The 19278-nt window shown below is 58.6% G+C and carries 19 protein-coding genes; 11 read left to right on the forward strand and 8 right to left on the reverse strand.

All coding sequences use genetic code 11. The features are described from left to right. Positions 1–26: 26 nt before the first annotated feature. The gene (locus tag CLV44_RS09690) at positions 27–1667 is read right to left on the reverse strand and encodes an acyl-CoA synthetase (RefSeq protein WP_106591920.1); all 1641 of its coding nucleotides are present in this window, start codon (positions 1665–1667) and stop codon (positions 27–29) included. Positions 1668–1865: 198 nt separating this feature from the next. Here CLV44_RS09690 and CLV44_RS09695 point away from each other — a divergent pair, with 198 nt between their 5' ends. Together CLV44_RS09695 and CLV44_RS09700 are read left to right on the forward strand one after the other, a co-directional pair. Then, positions 1866–3383: a PAS domain-containing sensor histidine kinase gene (locus tag CLV44_RS09695; protein WP_106591921.1), complete on the forward strand. Its 1518-nt coding sequence runs from the start codon at positions 1866–1868 to the stop codon at positions 3381–3383. Next, on the forward strand, positions 3380–3988 hold the full coding sequence (locus CLV44_RS09700) for a response regulator transcription factor (RefSeq protein WP_106591922.1): 609 nt from the start codon (positions 3380–3382) through the stop codon (positions 3986–3988). Before CLV44_RS09695 ends, CLV44_RS09700 begins: the two co-directional genes overlap by 4 nt. On the opposite strand, the gene CLV44_RS09705 is transcribed toward CLV44_RS09700, so the two are convergent. The 3 genes from CLV44_RS09705 to CLV44_RS09715 are packed head-to-tail and all read right to left on the reverse strand — an operon-like array spanning position 3985 to position 6871. Beyond that, a complete protein-coding gene (locus tag CLV44_RS09705) occupies positions 3985–4797 on the reverse strand; it encodes an alpha/beta fold hydrolase (RefSeq protein WP_170069309.1) in 813 nt (270 codons plus the stop codon). The two genes, CLV44_RS09700 and CLV44_RS09705, sit on opposite strands and share 4 nt — an antisense overlap. Continuing rightward, on the reverse strand, positions 4794–5213 hold the full coding sequence (locus CLV44_RS09710; protein ID WP_106591923.1) for a PaaI family thioesterase: 420 nt from the start codon (positions 5211–5213) through the stop codon (positions 4794–4796). Before CLV44_RS09710 ends, CLV44_RS09705 begins: the two co-directional genes overlap by 4 nt. A gap of 11 nt (positions 5214–5224) precedes the next feature. Further along, positions 5225–6871: an AMP-binding protein gene (locus tag CLV44_RS09715; protein WP_106591924.1), complete on the reverse strand. Its 1647-nt coding sequence runs from the start codon at positions 6869–6871 to the stop codon at positions 5225–5227. Between the two features lie 274 nt (positions 6872–7145). Here CLV44_RS09715 and CLV44_RS09720 point away from each other — a divergent pair, with 274 nt between their 5' ends. The 3 genes from CLV44_RS09720 to dmeF all read left to right on the forward strand — a co-directional run bounded on the left by CLV44_RS09720 (position 7146) and on the right by dmeF (position 10539). Beyond that, positions 7146–7622, forward strand: a complete 477-nt coding sequence (locus CLV44_RS09720) for a 2-thiouracil desulfurase family protein (protein WP_106591925.1) — start codon at positions 7146–7148, stop codon at positions 7620–7622. A gap of 76 nt (positions 7623–7698) precedes the next feature. Continuing rightward, entirely contained in the window at positions 7699–9411 is a 1713-nt protein-coding gene (locus CLV44_RS09725) for a proline--tRNA ligase (RefSeq protein ID WP_106591926.1), read from the forward strand. Between the two features lie 150 nt (positions 9412–9561). Then, positions 9562–10539 (forward strand): CDF family Co(II)/Ni(II) efflux transporter DmeF, encoded by a 978-nt coding sequence (dmeF, locus tag CLV44_RS09730; protein ID WP_106591927.1) that lies wholly within the window; start codon positions 9562–9564, stop codon positions 10537–10539. A gap of 58 nt (positions 10540–10597) precedes the next feature. On the opposite strand, the gene trpA is transcribed toward dmeF, so the two are convergent. Next, the gene (trpA, locus tag CLV44_RS09735) at positions 10598–11413 is read right to left on the reverse strand and encodes a tryptophan synthase subunit alpha (RefSeq protein ID WP_106591928.1); all 816 of its coding nucleotides are present in this window, start codon (positions 11411–11413) and stop codon (positions 10598–10600) included. Positions 11414–11422: 9 nt separating this feature from the next. Continuing rightward, a complete protein-coding gene (gene trpB / locus CLV44_RS09740; RefSeq protein ID WP_106591929.1) occupies positions 11423–12637 on the reverse strand; it encodes a tryptophan synthase subunit beta in 1215 nt (404 codons plus the stop codon). Between the two features lie 102 nt (positions 12638–12739). Between trpB and CLV44_RS09745 the strand changes: the two genes are divergently transcribed. After that, complete coding sequence (locus tag CLV44_RS09745; protein ID WP_106591930.1) at positions 12740–13630, forward strand: LysR family transcriptional regulator; 891 nt, start codon at positions 12740–12742, stop codon at positions 13628–13630. Here the strand turns inward: CLV44_RS09745 and CLV44_RS09750 are convergent. Together CLV44_RS09750 and CLV44_RS09755 are read right to left on the reverse strand one after the other, a co-directional pair. Then, the gene (locus tag CLV44_RS09750) at positions 13608–13898 is read right to left on the reverse strand and encodes an acylphosphatase (protein WP_106591931.1); all 291 of its coding nucleotides are present in this window, start codon (positions 13896–13898) and stop codon (positions 13608–13610) included. The two genes, CLV44_RS09745 and CLV44_RS09750, sit on opposite strands and share 23 nt — an antisense overlap. Positions 13899–13900: 2 nt before the next feature. Further along, positions 13901–15142, reverse strand: coding sequence for a YihY family inner membrane protein (locus tag CLV44_RS09755; protein ID WP_106591932.1), 1242 nt, complete (start codon positions 15140–15142; stop codon positions 13901–13903). A gap of 96 nt (positions 15143–15238) precedes the next feature. On the opposite strand from CLV44_RS09755, the gene arsC reads away from it, so the two are divergent. From arsC to CLV44_RS09780, 5 genes are read left to right on the forward strand one after another with little or no spacing between them, the layout of a single operon-like run. After that, positions 15239–15589 carry an arsenate reductase (glutaredoxin) gene (arsC, locus tag CLV44_RS09760; protein WP_106591933.1) on the forward strand — a complete coding sequence of 117 codons (351 nt, stop codon included), beginning with the start codon at positions 15239–15241 and terminating at the stop codon, positions 15587–15589. Beyond that, on the forward strand, positions 15586–16194 hold the full coding sequence (gene wrbA, locus CLV44_RS09765) for an NAD(P)H:quinone oxidoreductase (RefSeq protein WP_106591934.1): 609 nt from the start codon (positions 15586–15588) through the stop codon (positions 16192–16194). Before arsC ends, wrbA begins: the two co-directional genes overlap by 4 nt. Beyond that, positions 16191–16583 carry a DUF2069 domain-containing protein gene (locus CLV44_RS09770; protein WP_106591935.1) on the forward strand — a complete coding sequence of 131 codons (393 nt, stop codon included), beginning with the start codon at positions 16191–16193 and terminating at the stop codon, positions 16581–16583. Before wrbA ends, CLV44_RS09770 begins: the two co-directional genes overlap by 4 nt. After that, complete coding sequence (locus CLV44_RS09775; protein WP_106591936.1) at positions 16580–18238, forward strand: SufS family cysteine desulfurase; 1659 nt, start codon at positions 16580–16582, stop codon at positions 18236–18238. The genes CLV44_RS09770 and CLV44_RS09775 overlap by 4 nt, the downstream gene beginning before the upstream one ends. Before the next feature lie 34 nt (positions 18239–18272). Then, positions 18273–19187 carry a LysR family transcriptional regulator gene (locus CLV44_RS09780; protein WP_106591937.1) on the forward strand — a complete coding sequence of 305 codons (915 nt, stop codon included), beginning with the start codon at positions 18273–18275 and terminating at the stop codon, positions 19185–19187. The last annotated feature ends 91 nt before the right edge of the window (positions 19188–19278 follow it).

The following is a 19278-nucleotide window of genomic DNA, read 5'->3' on the forward strand; positions in this document are numbered from 1 at the left end:
TCAGTCGTCAGGCAATCTTGACCGTCTTATTCTTCGACGCCATTTGCCTGTGAGCGCAACACGAATTTCTGGATCTTGCCGGTGGAGGTTTTCGGCAGGTCGCAGAATACGATGCGTTTGGGTGCCTTGAAGCGGGCCATGTTGTCGCGGCAGAACTGGATGATATCCGCTTCAGTGACATCCGCACCCGCCTTCAGGGTAACGAAGGCACAGGGCACTTCGCCCCACTTCTCATCCTGCTGGGCCACAACAGCGGCTTCCATCACCTGCGGATGACGATAGAGTGCATCTTCAATCTCAATACTGGAGATGTTCTCACCACCCGAGATGATGATGTCCTTGGAGCGGTCCTTGATGTCGACGTAGCCGTCTTCATGCCATACCGCCAGGTCACCCGAGTGGAACCAGCCGCCTTCAAACGCCTTGTCGGTGGTGCTCGGGTTTTTCAGGTAACCCTTCATCACCAGGTTGCCGCTCATCATGATCTCGCCGATGGTCTTGCCATCCTGAGGCACGGGCTCCAGCGTTTGCGGGTTGGCCACCATCAGGCCTTCCAGCATCGGCGTCTTCACGCCCTGGCGGGATTTCAGGCGGGCGCGTTCGGCCGGGGTCTGTTCGTCCCACTTGTCATGCCAGGCACACACAACACAGGGGCCGTAGGTTTCGGTCAGGCCGTAAACATGGGTCACGCTGAAGCCCATGTTTTCCATCCCTTCAATCACCGCAGCCGGCGGCGCAGCGCCAGCGGTCATCACTTTCACCTGATGATTGATACCGGCTTTCATTTCGTCCGGTGCGTTGTTGAGCATGTTGAGGACGATCGGGGCACCGCAGAAGTGGTCTGCCTTCTCTTCCTTGATCAACGAATAGATGTCGTCGGCACGTACGTGGCGCAGGCAAACGTTAACGCCCGCTGTAGCAGCCACCGTCCAGGGGAAGCACCAGCCGTTGCAATGGAACATCGGCAGCGTCCACAGGTACACCGGCGCATCGCCCATGTTCCATGACATCGCGTTGCTGATCGCATTCAGGTAGGCGCCACGGTGGTGGTACACCACGCCCTTGGGATCACCAGTGGTGCCAGAGGTGTAGTTCAGGGTAATCGCATCCCACTCGTTTTCCGGCAGCTGCCATGCGAATTCGGGATCACCCTCGGCAATGAAGGCCTCATAATCCATTTCCCCGATCAGTTCGCCGCCTTCATATGAAGGGTCGTCGATGTCGATCACGATCGGGTTGATACGTGCAATCTTGATCGCCCGTGCAATCACTTCGGAGAACTCGCGATCAACGATGATCACCTTGGCTTCGCCGTGCTGCAAAATGAAGGCGATGGCTTCGGCATCCAGACGAATGTTCATCGCGTTCAGCACGGCACCGGCCATGGGCACACCAAAGTGTGCTTCAAACACTTCCGGCAGGTTCGGGGCCATTACCGCAACCGTATCGCCTTTGCCGATGCCGCGCTGGGTCAGTGCACTGGCCAGACGACGGCAGCGGTTATAGGTTTCGGCCCAGTTGCGGCGCACCTGATGATGCACAACAGCAGTACGTTCGGGGTAAACAAAGGCCGTACGGGCGATGAAGCTAAGCGGCGACAAGGTCGCATAGTTGGCCGGATTCTGGTCCAGCCCAAGAGCGTAGGGATTATGGTCATTCATTGTCATTATTAATTCCTCTCCACCGGTCTATAGGGGAGCCATCCGCGGTTGATTTGATTCCATCCAATAATGTCCATCATACGTATTTTCCCTTATTACACAATAGGACCTAAACGTCATAAGATTGTCACCGATCATTGCTTGCAAGCCCCTGCTGACAGCCCCTGCAGAGTAAGCGCCACGCACCGGAAACAAGGAAACGGCATGCCACCACTGGAGCAGGAACTGCAACGCTGTTTACAGGAGGCCGACCGATATCGCTTGCTGGCCGAGCAATCGACCGACATGATTTCGCGGCACACGCCGACCCCTGAATGGACCTTTATTGATGTAAATCCTGCCATTGAGCGCGTGCTGGGATATCGAGCCGAAGAGATCATCGGCACGCCCGGATATGACCTGTTTCACCCTGACGATGCTGACAACCTGAAAAAACGTGCGGAATCCGTGCGCTATCGGCGCGGCATGTATACCAATGTCTACCGTTTTCAGCACCGCGACGGTCACTATATCTGGTTGGAAACCACCAGCCGCACCATCCGTGACGAGCGTGGTAAACCGATGGAGATCATCTGCGTCTCCCGCGATGTAACCGAGCGCGAACTGGCCCAGCAGGCGACCCGCCGCCTGGCTCGAGTGGTTGAAGCTTCGTCCGACATGATTCTGTTCTGTAATCACCGTACCCTGCAGCTGACCTACATGAACGAGACCGCCTACCGCACCCTCGGTGCCGAGCGGGAAAACCTCGCCGTGTTCTATCTCAACCAGCTATTCCCTCAGGATATTCTGCATACGCTGGTAGAACCGGCGCTGCAGCATGCTGCTCTGTATGGCACCTGGTATGGCAGCATCCCGCTCTACCCCGCCGGCAACCCCGGGCGTATTGCCGAAATCCGCGAAATCATCGCCCACCGCAACCGTGCCGAGAACATGCAGGTGGAGTATTACTCGATCATCGCCCGCGATATCACCCTGAAGCGCCAGGCGGAAGAAAAAGCCAAGCGCCAGCAGCTTGAAATGGCGCATATGTCACGCGTGTTGTCGGTGGGCGAGATGGCGACCGAGCTGGCCCATGAGATCAATCAACCACTGGCCACCATCATCAACTATTGCAACGGCACGTTCCGCCGCCTGGACGATGGTCAAATCACTGAAGTCGGCCAGATAACGCGCGCCATGGAGCTGATTTCAACCCAGGCCAAACGCGCTTCGGAAATCATCAAGCGCATGCGCCATTTTGTGCGCCGTACCGAGTTTCAGCGCATCAGTTTTCCGATCAATGAAACCTGCGTCGAGGTCACTCGCTTCCTCAACCAGGAAGCCATTGACCACGACATCCGCTTTGATTTTGATCTGGACGACAGCAACCCTTTCATCGAGGCCGATCGTCTGCAGATCGAGCAGGTGTTGCTGAACCTGATCCGTAACGCCATCGAGGCCTACAGCGAGTGTCATATCCGCCCACGACCGGTTAAAATTCGCACCCGCATCGAAGGACGGCGGTTACTGGTGACGGTGGCCGACGAAGGCCCCGGCATCGACATGGACCAGCTGAACACCCTGTTCGAGCCCTTCTCCACTTCGAAGGAAAACGGACTAGGCATGGGCCTGTCGATTTCGCATACAATCATAGAAAGCCATTCGGGCCGGCTGTGGGTCGAACCGAATGGCGAACAGGGCACCTGTTTTCATTTTCAACTCCCGCTCAAGGGGCAGGCATGAGTATCAGTAACGCAACGGTTTTCATCATCGACGACGACGCCGATTTCCGCGATTCCGTTCAGTGGTTGTTGGAGTCCACTTCTTACACCATCGAGAGCTATGCCTCTGCGCAGCAGTTCCTCGACCAGTATGACCAGCGTCCGGGCTGCATGCTTTTGGACGTGCGCATGCCGGATATCAACGGCCTGGCGCTGCAACAGATCATGCAGGAACGCGATATACGCCTGCCGGTGATCATTCTGACCGGCCATGGCGATGTACCCATGGCGGTGGCCGCGATGAAGAACGGCGCTTTGGATTTTCTGGAAAAGCCGTTCGACGACGACGTGTTACTGACGCTGGTAGACCGTGCCATGGCAGACGCCGAGACACGCTTCAGCCAACAGAGCGAAGAACGCGAACTGCGCGAACTCTACGACTCCTTGAGCCGTCGCGAACGTGAAGTGATGGACTTGGTCGTGACCGGCAACTCCAACCGCGAGATTGCGGAAACCCTTGGCATCAGCCCGAAAACGGTGGAAGTTCACCGCTCACGGGTGATGAGCAAGATGCGTGCGGAAAGTCTGGCGCACCTGGTACAGATGCACAGCCGACTGGCGCTTTAAGCGGTCGGCAGCAGGCCTGCAGCGTCCAGAAAGCGGCGCGTGTGGGCCAACACCTCTTCCGGCTTCTCCAGATGTGGCACATGGCCGCAGTCAGCAATGAACTGTTCGGTGGCGTGCTCGCCGATCACCGCACAGGTATCGGTTACCTGCTCCGGCACACCGTACTCGTCGCCCTCCCCCTGCATGATCAACGCCGGACACTGAATGTTCGCCAGCTGCGGCCTCAGGTTCAGGTTTTCATGGCAGGAGGGCCGCTGCCACGTTTCCGCCCAGGCCCGGAAAATAAGATCGGTACGCTCACCGTGATAGCGCGCCAGCCGCTGTGGCAAATCCGTGGTGCGGTAACGCTCCACCGCCGTCTTGATGCCTCCCAGCGTCAGATGGTCAACATAGATATGCGCCGCCAGGGTCACGATGGCCACCACCTGATCCGGGCAGCTTGAGGCACCAATCAAGGCAACAGACCCACCATCACTGTGGCCGAACAGAATCACCTGTTCCAGCCCCAGCCGATCCAGCAGCTGCGGCAGCCACACCTCACCCTCTTCAAGCAGATAGTCATCCGGCCGCGGCAGCATGATCGGCGTTGACCCGCCATATCCGCGACGTTCAAACACCAGCACGTCCAGCCCGGTCGCCGCCGCCAACTGCTGCGGAAAACCTTTCCACATCGCAATGCAGCCCAGTGCCTCGTGCAGCAGTACAATCACCGGCCGTCCCTGCCCTGACGGCTGACGCCCCCAACGCAACTGTAAGCTCACACCATCATTGAGCTGCACCTGTTCATCGTGCCAAACCACCGCGCTCATCGTGCCTCCGGTATCGAATAGGTAATGGTGGCATGCGCAACCGGGTCGTCATCCCCTGCCGAACGTACATACACCTCACCTACGCCAAGGCGCTTGCCAACCTTGAGCATCTCGGCACGGGCAATCAGGTCTGCATCGGGGCGCGGCTTGCGCAGGAAGTTGATATTAAGGTTAATAGTCACCGCCAATGCCACCGGACCAATGCGACTCAACAGCGCTGCATACAGCGCCACATCTGCCAACCCCATCATGGTCGGGCCTGATACGGTGCCACCGGGGCGCAAGTGGTCATCACCGACAGCCAAACGCAATTCGGCCCAGCCATCGCCAAGCCTGTCCAACTGCCCGTACTGATCACCCTGCGGGAAATGATCCTGCAAGAACCGCTGCATCTCTTCGAATGTCATGACCTGCATACTGACTCCTGTTACTGGTCGGCTTCTTCACGCGCCTTGTTGCGCAGGATAAAACGCTGAATCTTGCCGCTGGGCGTCTTCGGCAACTCATGTACAAACTCGACTTCACGCGGGAAGGCATGCGTCGACAGACGGTTGCGCACCAGCTCTTTCAGCTCGTCGGCCAGATTTTCATCGGCATCAAACTGCGGCCGCGTCACCACATACGCCTTGATCACGGCACCACGGGAGCTGTCCGGCTTGCCAACTACACCCGATTCCGCCACCGCCGGATGCTCCAGCAACGTGCTTTCCACATCCGCCGGCCCCACGCGATACCCCGCCGTGGTAATGATGTCGTCATCACGGCCGGTAAAGGAGTAGCTGCCATCGCCATGGCTGATCACCACATCGCCGGTGAGGTAGTAACGGTCGTGGAAGGGGTCTTTTTCATCCCAGGTGTAACCTGCGAAAAAAAACAGGGGCGAGTTGTGAACATCCACCGCGAGCTGGCCGGTTTCACCCGCTCCCACTTCACGGTAGTCACCATCCAGCGCCACCACACGGTGCCCCGGTAGCGAATATCCCATGGAGCCGATTCTGACCGGATGCTCAAGGGCGTGATGATTGCAGCAGGTCATGCCGGTTTCGGTCTGACCGTAATGATCCATCACCGGACAGCCCAAGCGGCGCTTGACCCAGTTGATCACCTCGGGGTTCAGCGGCTCGCCTGCACTGCTGGCGATGCGCAGCCCCAGTGACTCGGAATCGGTCAGCAGCTGATCATTGGCCATCAGCAAACGGTACGCGGTCGGGGCCGCCGCCAGGTTGGTGATGCCATATTTGCGGATCATCGCGTAGGTGGTGTCGGGGGTAAAACCGTTCTCATTGAAATGGGTAGTTGCACCCAACAGCAACGGGCCGACCACGGCATAATAGAGGCCATACGCCCAGCCGGGATCGGTTACATTCCAATAGCGATCTTCGGGTTTCAGGTCGATGGCATAGCGCATGTAGACATAAAAGGAGAGCAGTGCGCGTGCGGGCACGGCCACACCCTTGGACTTGCCGACGGTACCCGAGGTAAACATCTGCAGAATGGGGTCATCTGCCCCGATCAATACCGGCTCGAACTGATCAGACTGCGCCAACATCTGCGCATGGTAATCCAGATCCGTATGGCTATCCTCACCCTTGGCGCTGACGCGCACGATGGGTGGGCACTTCTGTATTGCGTCCAGTTTGAAGCGGTTCTGGTCATCGGTCACCACCAGACGGGTACCGGCTTTATCCAGACGGTATTCGATGGCCCCGGCCCCAAAGGCCGTAAACAGCGGTTGATACACCGCGCCAGCCCTCAGCGTCCCCAGAATCACGACCAGCAGCTCGGGGCTGCGTGGCAGCAGTGCCGCAACCCGGTCGCCCTTGCCCACGCCATGTTGCTGCAAGAGGTTGGCAAAACGCGCCGCAGCCTGCTGCAGACGTGCATAGCTCCAACGCTCGGGTGGTCGTTCGATCCCTTCGAAGGCAAGCGCGATACGTTCGGGATCGTCTGCCCACTTGTCACAGATTTCATGACAGGCATTGATACCGACAGACAAATTACCCTGCAACGCATCCTGCGCCAGCGAGTCGATATCAAATTGATCATAAAACGGCTGATACGCCTGTGTGCTCATGGCTGTATTCCCTCTTTTTATCTTTATTATCGGAACGGAGGCGATGTGTTTTCCCTTAAGGGATATCCCGAATATATAACCGCTTACCGTTAACGTAAACCTAACCCTGTGAATTGCGCAATAAATCGGCAAACCGACAGACATGGCATGATAATTGGCATGAACATGACGAATACCGCTCCATTCCTGACTTTGGTGGTATTGCACCCATGCAACATCGTCGTAAAATATGCGCGCTAAAATAACAACAAATGACATACAGCAAGAGTAAATAATGACTAAAGTTCTGGTCAGCGCCTGCCTGTTGGGCGCAAAAGTGCGTTATGACGGCCGTGATAATCTTTTGGATCACCCGGTTCTCAAACGCTGGCAGCAGCAAGGACGTCTGGTGACCGTCTGCCCTGAAACCCTTGGAGGCCTGCCCACCCCAAGACCACCGGCCGAAACCCAAAGCCGCTTCCCGATCCTGATTACCACCAGCAATGGCGACGATGTTACCCCTGAGTTTCTCAGCGGTGCCGAGCAGGCGCTGGAGCTGGCCCGCAAACATGACTGCTGTTGTGCGCTGATGAAAGCCCGCAGCCCGTCGTGCGGGAACCAGGAAATCTATGATGGCAGCTTCAGCGGCCAGCTAACCACTGCACCGGGTGTCGCCGCCGGAGAGCTGCTGCGCAACGGTTTCCCGGTGTTCAATGAGCTCCAATTGGACGAGCTGATCAGCTTCGTTGAACAGCACAGCCGCGCCGCCTGATCACCCGCCACTTGTTAGCCCGACGCTGGCCCCCTAAAATGGGGGCCATTTTCATTCTTAAACGGATCCCGGTGCTATGCGAGCAAGCCAATATCTGATTGCGACTCTGAAAGAGACCCCCTCCGACGCTGAGGTTATTAGCCATCAGCTCATGCTGCGGGCAGGCATGATCCGCAAAGTTGCGGCCGGCCTTTACAGCTGGTTGCCATTGGGCTTGCGCACCCTGCGCAAGGTCGAGCGTATCGTGCGCGAAGAGATGGATGCAGCAGGTGCTCAGGAAGTGCTGATGCCGGCTATCCAGCCCGCCGAACTGTGGCAGGAATCCGGCCGCTGGGAACAGTACGGCCCCGAGCTGCTGCGCGTTAACGACCGCCACAACCGTGAGTTCTGCGTCGGCCCGACCCACGAAGAGGTGATCACTGATCTGGTTCGCCGTGAAGTGAAAAGCTACAAGCAGCTGCCGGCCAACTTCTATCAGATCCAGACCAAGTTCCGTGATGAGATCCGCCCGCGTTTCGGCGTAATGCGCTCACGCGAGTTCATCATGAAGGATGCCTACTCCTTCCACGCCAACCATGAGTCACTGGTTGAAACCTACGCGCGCATGCACCAGGCCTACACCAACATCTTCACCCGCCTGGGTCTGGACTTCCGCCCCGTACTGGCCGACAACGGCTCCATCGGTGGCGACTCCTCACACGAGTTCCACGTACTGGCGAACTCCGGTGAAGACGATATCGTTTTCTCCAACGGCAGCGACTACGCCGCCAACATCGAAACCGCTGAAGCACTGGCACTGGGCGAGCGTGGTGCAGCCACCGAAGCCATGCGTCTGGTCGACACGCCCGATGCCAAAACCATTGCCGAACTGGTTGATCAGTTCGACCTGCCGATCGAAAAAACCGTCAAGACATTGATCGTTGCCGCCAGCGAAGCAGTGGATGCCGATTTTGTCGCCCTGCTGGTGCGTGGCGATCACGAGCTCAACGAGATCAAGGCCGAGAAGCTGGCACAGGTTGAAGCACCGCTGCGTTTTGCCACCGACGACGAGATCCGCCAGGTAATCGGGGCTGGCCCCGGCTCTCTGGGTCCGGTCAATCTGTCGATTCCGTGCATCATCGACCGCAGCGTTGATACCCTGTCCGACTTCGGTGCCGGTGCCAATATCGATGACAAGCATTACTTCGGCATCAACTGGGAACGCGATCTGCCGACACCGGAAGTCGCCGACATCCGTAACGTGGTTGAAGGTGACCTTAGCCCCTGCGGCACCGGCACCGTACAGATCCGTCGCGGCATCGAAGTGGGTCACATCTTCCAGCTGGGTACCAAGTACTCCGAAGCAATGAACGCCACCGTGCTCGACGAAAACGGCAAAGCCAAGGTCATGTCCATGGGCTGTTACGGTATCGGTGTTACCCGTGTCGTGGCTGCGTCCATCGAGCAGAACCACGATGACAAGGGCATTGTCTGGCCCGCTGCGCTGGCACCGTTCAGTGTTGCGCTGGTACCGCTCAACTACGACAAGTCCGAAGAGGTGCGCGCCAAGGCTGACGAACTCTACGCCGCCCTGCAGGCTGCGGGTGTGGACGTCATCATGGACGACCGCAAAGAGCGTCCTGGCGTCAAGTTTGCCGACATGGAACTGATGGGAATTCCGCAGCGCCTGGTCATCTCTGACCGTGGTCTGAAAAGCGGCACGCTGGAGTACAAGAGCCGCCGTGACACCGAATCTCAGGACATCGCTGTCGACACGGCACTGGAATTCCTGCACAGCCAGATGAGCTGATGCTGACGGCACCCGGAACACTATCCGGGTGCCGCTTCCTCCCAAAAAATGACCCTGCTCAGAGACAGGTTCACTATCCCGCGTTTACCCTTTTCTTACGCCATCCCCCTGTTACACTGCCGATATTGTATAGCGAATTTCGGAGTAGTAATGTCCAACCCGCCCCTGCCAGACCCAGCCTGCCAAACCGCAGACTCATTACAGCACCCCCACGATTTCGGTCAGGGGCATAAACGCAAAGCGGAACAACGCGTCACACTGGTGACACTGGTAACCTTTGTCGCCATGCTCGCTGAAGTCGGTGCCGGTTTGATTACCGGCTCACTGGCACTGCTGGCCGACGGTATTCATATGGCAGGCCACACCATGGCACTGGGTTTGGCCGCCATGGCCTATTATCTGTCGCGCCGTCATGCACAGGACCGTCGCCTCAGCCTCGGGAGTGGCAAGATTGCGGATCTGGCGGCCTATACCAGTGCGCTATTGCTAACACTGGCAACGCTCTGGCTGATCTATGAATCCGTTCATCGCTTCCTCACGCCTTCTCCACTGATGGCCAAGGAGGCTTTGATCGTCGCTGTGATCGGCCTGGTGGTCAATCTGCTATCGGCATGGCTACTGGCTGGCAAACACGAGCACGGTCATGGCCATGAAGATCATTTTCATGACACCAACTTGCGCGCTGCACTGGTGCATGTCATGGCGGACGCCCTCACCTCGGTGGCGGCTATTGCCGGACTGGTCGCCGCATGGCTGTGGGGCTGGGATTGGCTGGACCCGATCATCGCTCTGGTCGCGTCGGTGGTTATTCTGCGCTGGGCCTGGGGTCTGCTGCACCAAACCGTCGGCGTGTTGCTGGATCGTGAAGGACCGGAGACCATCCGCCGCACTGCGCGCAAACAGCTGCAACGTGACGGCGATACTGACATCATCGATCTGCACGTCTGGTCGGTTGGTCAAGGTTCATGGACGCTGGTCGCGGCCGTGGTCGCACACGGTGATACCACGCCGGAGCAATACCGTACTCAGCTGCGCAGTATCAAGAACCTGCATCATCCGATTATCGAGGTCAGTTATTGCAAGCAGTGTGCACGAGAACGGGAAAAGGGACAGACAGGGAAGCACTAACAAAGAAAGACGAGTGGCCGTTGATGACGGCCACTCCAGACATTAACCGACAGGACAATCAGCGCGCCGTACGGATCGCGCTCGACAGCTCGCTCACCAGCGACAATACGGCTGCCGTACCCGCTTCCGGCGTTTGCGCGCCAGCAATACAATCCACCAGTGCAGACCCCACCACAACCCCATCGGCAAACTGGGCAATGCGCGCAGCCTGTTCCGGCGTGCGGATACCGAAACCGACTCCGATCGGGATGTCGGTATGGGCACGGATCACTTCCACTTCGCGCTGTACCTTTTCCGGTGTCGGTGCCGCCGCGCCGGTTACACCGGTGCTGGACACGTAGTAAAGGAAACCGGAGGTGTTGGCCAGTACACCGGGCAAACGCTTGGCGTCCGTGGTTGGCGTAGCCAGACGGATGAAGTGAATCCCCACCGCCGCTGCCGGCACACAGAGTTCGTCATCATGTTCGGGCGGCAGGTCCACCACGATCAGGCCATCCACACCGGCGTCTGCAGCTTCCTTCAGGAAGGTATCCACGCCGTAACGGTAGATCGGGTTGTAGTAGCCCATCAATACCAGCGGCGTATCCTGATCCTGCTTGCGCAGCTCGCGCACCATCTGCAGGGTTTTGACCATGTTCTGGCCGTTGGCCAGCGCACGCTGGCTGCCCAGCTGGATAGCAGCGCCATCAGCCATCGGGTCGGTGAATGGCATGCCCAGCTCTATCACGTCGGCACCCGCGCCCGGCAAGCCCAGCAGGGTATTCAGGCTATGCTCGTAATTGGGATCACCGGCCGTGGTAAAGGTGACCAGAGCGGCACGATTTTCGTCTTTGAGCGCGGCAAAACGGCGCTGCATGCGGCTATTCGTTGTCATTCTTGATCCTTATTCCGCCAGTTCGGCTGCCAGATGTTCGGTTACGGTTGCCATGTCCTTGTCACCACGACCACTCAGGTTGATCACGATGATATGGTCCTTGGGCAGGGTCGGTGCCAGTTTCTGCACGTATGCAATTGCATGGGCAGACTCCAACGCCGGAATAATCCCTTCAAGCTTGCACAGTGCCTTGAAGCCTTCCAATGCCTCGTCATCGGTCACAGCCACATATTCAACGCGATTGATGTCATGCAACCAGGCGTGCTCAGGGCCGATGCCCGGATAGTCCAGACCGGCAGAAATGGAGTGTGCATCCTGAATCTGACCGTCGTCAGACTGCAGCAGGAAGGTACGGTTGCCGTGCAGCACGCCCGGCTCACCACCCTTAAGACTGGCGGCATGGCGTTTATCAAGCCCTTCACCACCGGCTTCAACACCGATCATTTTGACCGAGGTGTCATCGAGGAACGGGTGAAACAGGCCCATGGCGTTGGAGCCACCGCCGATACACGCCAGCAGCGTATCGGGCAAACGGCCTTCTTTTTCCAGCATCTGCTCGCGGGTTTCTTCACCAATCACGGCCTGGAAGTCACGCACCAGTGCCGGATAGGGATGCGGACCGGCAACGGTACCGATGATGTAGAAGGTATCATCGACGTTGGTAACCCAATCACGCAGCGCTTCGTTCATCGCATCCTTGAGCGTACCGGTACCGCTGGTCACCGGAATCACGGTAGCGCCCAGCAATTTCATGCGCTGCACGTTGGGCTGCTGACGGTGAATATCGGTGCTGCCCATGTAGATTACGCACTCCATGCCAAAGCGAGCGGCCACGGTTGCGGTGGCAACACCGTGCATGCCGGCACCGGTTTCAGCGATGATGCGTTTCTTGCCCATGCGCTTGGCCAGCAGGATCTGGCCCAGACAGTTGTTGATCTTGTGCGCACCGGTGTGGTTCAGGTCTTCACGCTTGAGATAGATCTTGGCACCGCCCAACGCTTCGGTCAGACGCTCGGCCAAGTACAGCGGCGTTTGACGACCCACATAGTCCTTGCGCAGCGTTTCCAGTTCGGCATGGAAGGCAGGGTCCTGTTTGGCCCGCTCATATTCGTCCTGCAGCTCGAGGATCAGCGGCATCAATGTTTCGGCGACAAAACGGCCACCAAATCGGCCAAAGAATCCGCTTGCGTCGGGGCCCTGTCGCAGGGAAGTATCTGTGCTCATGGGGTCGACTCCATTATTCGTTTCGATGAATTAAGTCTAATGCATGCAGGCCGGGGAAAAAATCGATAAAATCACACCAAACTGTGAGAAAAAGTAACAGCTATGCCACCTTCTTCACGCCCACCGCTACCCTCATTGAATGCCTTGCGTGCATTTGATACAACCGCCCGCACACTCAACATGTCGGCTGCGGCCGAACAGCTGCATGTCACTCATGGTGCGGTCAGCCGTCAGATTCGTCAACTCGAGGAACAACTGGGCGTGACTCTGTTCGAGCGCGCCGGACGCGGTGTGCGCCTGACGCCAGCCGGTACCCGACTGGCTGACACAACCTACCATGTTTTCTCGCAGCTTGAACAAACCTGTGACCAGCTCCGACGCGCGGCCGAAGGCGCTCCCTTTGTACTGAGCTGCTCGGGCAGCTTTCTCGCGCGCTGGTTTATTCCCCGACTGGATCAGCTCAAGCGCGATTGCCCCGGACTGGAACTACACCTGACCGCCGCGGATGAAGACCAGCCGCTGCGCACCGGTGTTGACGCCGCCCTGCGTTTTGCGACCCCGCCCTGGCCTGCCGGACAAACCGTGATCGAGCTGGCGGCCGAACGCATCGGGCCGGTCATGCGGCCTGACCTGCTGCCCACCGGCACCGACGCCACCCCGGACCTGCTGCCCACGCTGCCATTACTGGAAACACTGTCACGTCCGCAAGCCTGGCCGGAATGGTGTCGACAGCAGCAACTGGAACCGAACGGCCTGCACATCGCCCAATCCTTCGAGCATCTCAACTACATGCTGGAAGCCGCCCTGGTAGGGTTGGGAGTGGCTATAGCACCGGAGTATCTGGTGGAAGAGGACCTGCGCACAGGCCGATTGATCGCCCCTTGGGGGTTCATTGAAACCGACGCCCTGTTGACGCTATGGCTACCGGACGGGGCGACCGATGCCCGCACCCGTCAATTGGCCGATTGGCTCACTCAGCGTCTGTCTCAATAATGTCGAACCCGTCGAGGTCTGGCTGGTATTCGCGGTCGGTGGACGTCACCTCGGCCACGTTTGCCAGCTCCGGCCCACGGCTGAGCCAGGCTTCGACATGGCGTACGGCGGTCTCTTCACCACACAGCAACGCCTCCACCCGCCCGTCGGACAGGTTACGCACCCAACCGGTAACCGCACTGGCTTGCGCCTGCTCGCGGGTGAAATGGCGGAACCAGACGCCCTGAACGCGCCCACTGATAACGGCATGCACACAGATTTTAGCCATGATCACTCCTGCACCGGGTCCAGCGTCGGACAGTCCACCCGACGGTAAAGGTCCTGCAAACTGATATTCAATACTTCACCCCGCTGCTGCTGCAACTGCTGCAAACGGATCTGCAGTTCTCGCTGCCAGGGTTCGGCCTGTTCCGGCAATGGGTCCGGCAGCGGCCACGGCAAGACGCGCTGCAACTGCAACAGGGTGTAGCTGCTCAGGTCACGACTGAGCAGGTACTGACCACCTTCGGTACGTCGCACCAAACCCGCGTCGATCAATAACTGGGTGTATTCATCCCAGCGTCCCTGATCCAGCCCCCGCACCTCTTTCAGCAGCACCTGATCTGCCAGCGGCTGACCTTCCTGCTGCGCCAGCCACAGCCGATGCAACACATCGAGCAGGGTGTACAGATGGGGTTCGTTAAGACGGTATTTGTTGATGTGGCTGATGGTCAACAGACGCGTCAATTCGGCACCCAGCAAAATGATACACCAGCTGATATACACCCATAGCAGGAACATGGGTACCGCCGCAAAGGCACCATAGATCAGCTGATAAGAGGGTGACAGCGTTACGAAGGCAACAAAACCGCGTTTGGCCACCTCAAACAGCAACGCTGCGAACACACCGCCCAATGCCGCACTGCGCAGTGGCACCCGACAGTTGGGAACGGCAGCATATAATAGTGTAAACGCCATGGCCGAAAACAGCGGCGGCAGTAATGACAGCAGCTGCGCGCGCCCGACCAGCTCGGTCGCACTGGTAAACAGTGACAAACTGGCGATATACGAGGTCAACAGCAAGCCCAGACCGATCAGAATCGGTCCCAGGCTCAACACCGCCCAGTACAGCAAAAAGCTGGACATGCCCTTGCGGGGTTCGGCCACCCGCCAGATACGGTTGAAAGCGCCTTCGATGTTTTTCATCATCATGATCGAGGTAATGGCCAAAAACACGACCCCGATCACGGTGAGTTTTTGTGCCTGGGTCGCAAAGGTGCCCAGATATTCCTGCACCACCTGACCGGTGGCCGGAACGAAATTGGCAAAGATCCAGCCCTGCAACTGCTCGCCCACACCACTGAAATTGGGGATGGCCGCCAACATCGAATATGACACGGTCATCAACGGCACTACGGCGAACAGCGTGGTGTACGTCAGTGCTGCGGCGTTGAGAATGCCCTGATTGCTCTGAAACTGCTGCGCCAGCGAGCGGATGAACGCCAGTATCGCCGGCAGGGATCCCTTCTGCATAATCTCTCTCTTGCTGAAACACTCTTAACTAATCAATGCCCTGCCCTATACAATAGGGCGCTCATCAGCCTAATGAAAGCCTGAAACGGAGCACTCATGTCGATTACCCTTTACCACAACCCGCGCTGCTCAAAGTCCCGTGAAACGCTGAAGCTGTTGCAAGAACGCGGCATTGAACCCGAGATCCGCGAATACCTCAAGGACGTACCCAGTGAGGACGAGCTGAAATCCGTACTCGCCGCTCTGAATATCAGCCCGCGTGAACTGCTGCGGGTCAAGGAAGCCGAGTACAAGGAAGCCGGTCTGGATGATCAGAGCCTGAGCGACGATGCCATCATCAAGGCCATGACCGAATACCCGAAACTGATCGAGCGCCCGATCGTGATCAACGGTGAACATGCCCGTATCGGTCGCCCGCCGGAGTCCGTACTGGAGATTCTCGCGTGAGCCAGCCCTACGTACTGGTCCTGTATTACAGCCGCAACGGTGCCACCCGCGCACTGGCGCGCCAGATCGCCCGTGGGGTGGAAGAAGCCGGCATTGAAGCACGCCTGCGCACGGTACCAGCCATCTCCACCGTCTGCGAAGCCACCGCGCCCGAGGTACCGGACAGCGGTGCCGTTTACTGCACCGAAGCCGATCTGGCCCACTGCGCCGGTCTGGCACTGGGCAGCCCGACCCGTTTCGGCAATATGGCCGCTCCGATGAAGTATTTCATCGACTCAACCAGCAGCCTGTGGCTGTCCGGTGCATTGATCGACAAACCGGCCTGCGTGTTCAGCGCCAGCGCCAGCCTGCACGGCGGTCAGGAAAGCACGCTACTGACGATGATGCTGCCGCTGCTGCACCACGGCATGGTGCTGGCAGGCCTGCCGTACAGCGCCACTGAGCTGCTCAGCACTCATAGCGGCGGCACCCCGTATGGTGCGACCCATGTCAGCGGGGCCAACGATAACGCTCAGCTGGATGATGCCGAAGCCTCGCTGGCACGCCAACAGGGCAAACGCCTGGGTCAACTGGCACTGAGCCTGCAGAAAAAGGAAACCCCATGACACACGCACTGGCAATCAAAACCCGTATCAGCCGGGCACTGGTACTGCTGAGCTATTTTGGTCTGCTGATTCTGTTCAGCCTTTGGTATCTCTGGCTGGTTCCCTCGCAGGGTGACAACCCCTGGGTGATCTGGCTGATCCATTTTCTGCCCTTGGCCGCGTTTGCGCCGGCCGTGGTCAAAGGCAACCCTCGCGGACACGCCTGGCTTTGTTTTGTGCTGCTGCTCTATTTCCTGGAGGCCGTCATTGCCGCACTGATCCCGCCGCCGACACGCTGGCTTGGCTTGGCTGATTGCGCCCTGCTGGTGACCCTGTTCACCTCGGCCATGCTTTATGCCCGCTGGCGCAGCCAGCTTGACCGCGCCCAACAGGACGGTGCCAACGCGTGAGCCAGGCAGATCCCAAACGCTGGCGGCGTGATTTCCCGCTGCTGTCCGTGCGTGCGCATGGGCAGCCGCTGGTGTATCTGGACAATGCGGCGACCACCCAGAAGCCGCGTACCGTGATCGATACCATCAGTCGCTTCTACAAGACCGGCAATGCCAATGTTCACCGTGGCAGCCATGCATTGTCGGCACAGGCCACTGTCGCCTTTGAACAGGCCCGCGATACCCTCGCCCGCTGGCTGGGCATTGAAGACAGTGCCACCCTGATCTGGACCCGTGGTACCACCGAGGCGATCAACCTGGTCGCGCACAGCTGGGGTCGCCAGCATCTGCGCAGCGGAGACCTGATCCTGCTGATGCAGAGTGCCCACCACGCCAACATCGTGCCCTGGCAGATGCTGGCCGCTGCAACCGGTGCGCGTATCGAAGTGATTCCGCTGTTGGCCGATGGCGATCTCGACCGAGAAGCCTATCACCGCCTGCTTGAGCAAAAACCGGCACTGGTCGCCCTCAGTCATGTCTCCAACGCGCTGGGCACGATCTACCCTGTCGCGGCCCTGTGCCGCGAAGCCAAGGCTGTCGGCGCAACCGTGCTGGTTGACGGTGCCCAGGCTCTGCCCCACTTCGATCTACATCTGGATCAACTGGGCTGTGATTTCTATGCGTTTTCGGGCCACAAGATCTTTGGCCCCACCGGCATTGGTGTGCTCTGGGGACGGCGCGAACTGCTTGAAGCCATGCCGCCCTGGCAGGGTGGCGGCGAAATGATCGAACAGGTCAGCTTTGACGGCACCACCTATGCCGGTTTGCCGTTCAAGTTCGAAGCCGGTACCCCCAATATCGCGGGTGCGATCGGCCTTGCTGCCGCCATTGACTATCTGCATGGTCAGGACCGCATGGCGATGGAGCAGCATGAGCAGGCATTGTTGCAACATGCACTTGAATGCTGCGGTCAGATCAAGGGCTTTCGTGCGGTCGCATCGGGGTCGCATCGGGTCAGCCTGATGTCATTCGAACTGGAGGGGCATCACCAACAGGACGTTGCCCACTGGCTCGACCATCAGGGTATCGCCGTGCGTGCCGGGCACCACTGCGCCATGCCATTGATGCAGGCACTGGGCCTGCCGGGTACGCTGCGCGCCTCCTTTGCGTTCTACAATACGCAACAGGAAGTGGAGCGGCTGGCACTGGCTCTGGATCAATTGGTACAGAGTGCTCACAGCACGCACCTTGTTGCAGATATGGAACAAAGCACCTACCAAAATGCGTTAAACGGGGTATACTCCGCAACAGATTGGACCAGTCGCTACCAGGCTTTGATGCACCTTGGGCAAACAGCCCCCAGCCTCCCCGCTACTCTCAAGCAGGACTGTTATCTGCTGCCGGGGTGTGAATCCAGGGTATGGCTCATTACCGAGCTGGATGCCTACGGTCACCTGAACTGCCGCGCTGATGCTGACGCCCGAATCCTGCGGGCACTGCTGACCCTGCTGCTGACTCATGTGAATGGTCTGACACCGGCCCAGCTACTGGCTACCGACCTCGAAACACTACTGAATCAACTCGATATTCAGCGACACCTGAGCCCGTCTCGAGGCAATGGATTGCTGGCAATCATCCGTAGCTTGCAGGATTTTGCACGCTCACAGGATCATTAAGCCCGGGCGCCGCCGACCTGTTCTGGAGTAATAGATGAACCTTAACGACCTGAGTCTGTTTATCCGCGTTGTCGAAACCGGGAGTTTCACGGCGGCGGCTGAAAGCCTCAATGTACAGAAGTCGACCATCAGCCGCCGCATTGCCCAGCTGGAAGATACGCTGGGCATCCGCCTGATACAGCGCACGACACGCAAGCTGAAACTGACCACCGAAGGCGAGGAGCTATTCTCTCGCGCCCAGCCGCTGGTGGACGATCTGGAGGCGGTGCAGGATGATATCAGCGCATCTCGCACGGAACTGCGCGGCCGGCTGCGTCTGACCATGCCGACCGAAATCGGCGTATTCATGATGAATGAAGTGATCTCCAGCTTCATGGCCAACTACCCGCGCATCGAGGTCGATGTAGAACTGAGCACCCGCACCGTCGACTTGATCGAAGAAGGTGTCGACCTGACCCTGCGCCTCGGCCCGCTGCCCAACTCCAGCCTGATCGCCCGCCACATAGCGGGCCTGCATCGCGGCCTGTTCGCAACGCCCGCATACCTGGAACAATATGGCATGCCGAAAACGCCTGATGATCTGGCCCGCCACCACTGCATTACCCTGCTCAAGCCGTTCGACCATCTGCGCTTCAGCAACTGGAACAACCATGAGCCAGTCAGCATGGGTGGACGTTTGCGCACCAACAGCCTCAGTTTCGTGCGCGAGATGATTCTGCAAAACATGGGGGTCGGCCGTCTGCCCGAGGTGTTTTGCAGTGATCTGGTAGGCGATCGCCGTATCATCCGCGTACTGGGTGACTTCAACCTGGAGCCGCTGGAAATCAACGCACTGTATGCCAGCCGCCGCAATCTCAACCCGCGTGTTCGTGCCTTCCTCGATCACATGACCGAACGCCTGCGTGACCACCCCTGGGTGCAAAGCCGACTGGTCCATCTGGCGGGCTAATCGTTACTGTCTGGGGCGCACAATCGCTGCGTCCCACAGTACTCGGGCACTTTGGCCTGAAGCTGCCCCCTGGCTTTGAATGCCCTTCACG

This window comes from Marinobacterium halophilum (genome assembly GCF_003014615.1).
Classification (GTDB): domain Bacteria; phylum Pseudomonadota; class Gammaproteobacteria; order Pseudomonadales; family Balneatricaceae; genus Marinobacterium; species Marinobacterium halophilum.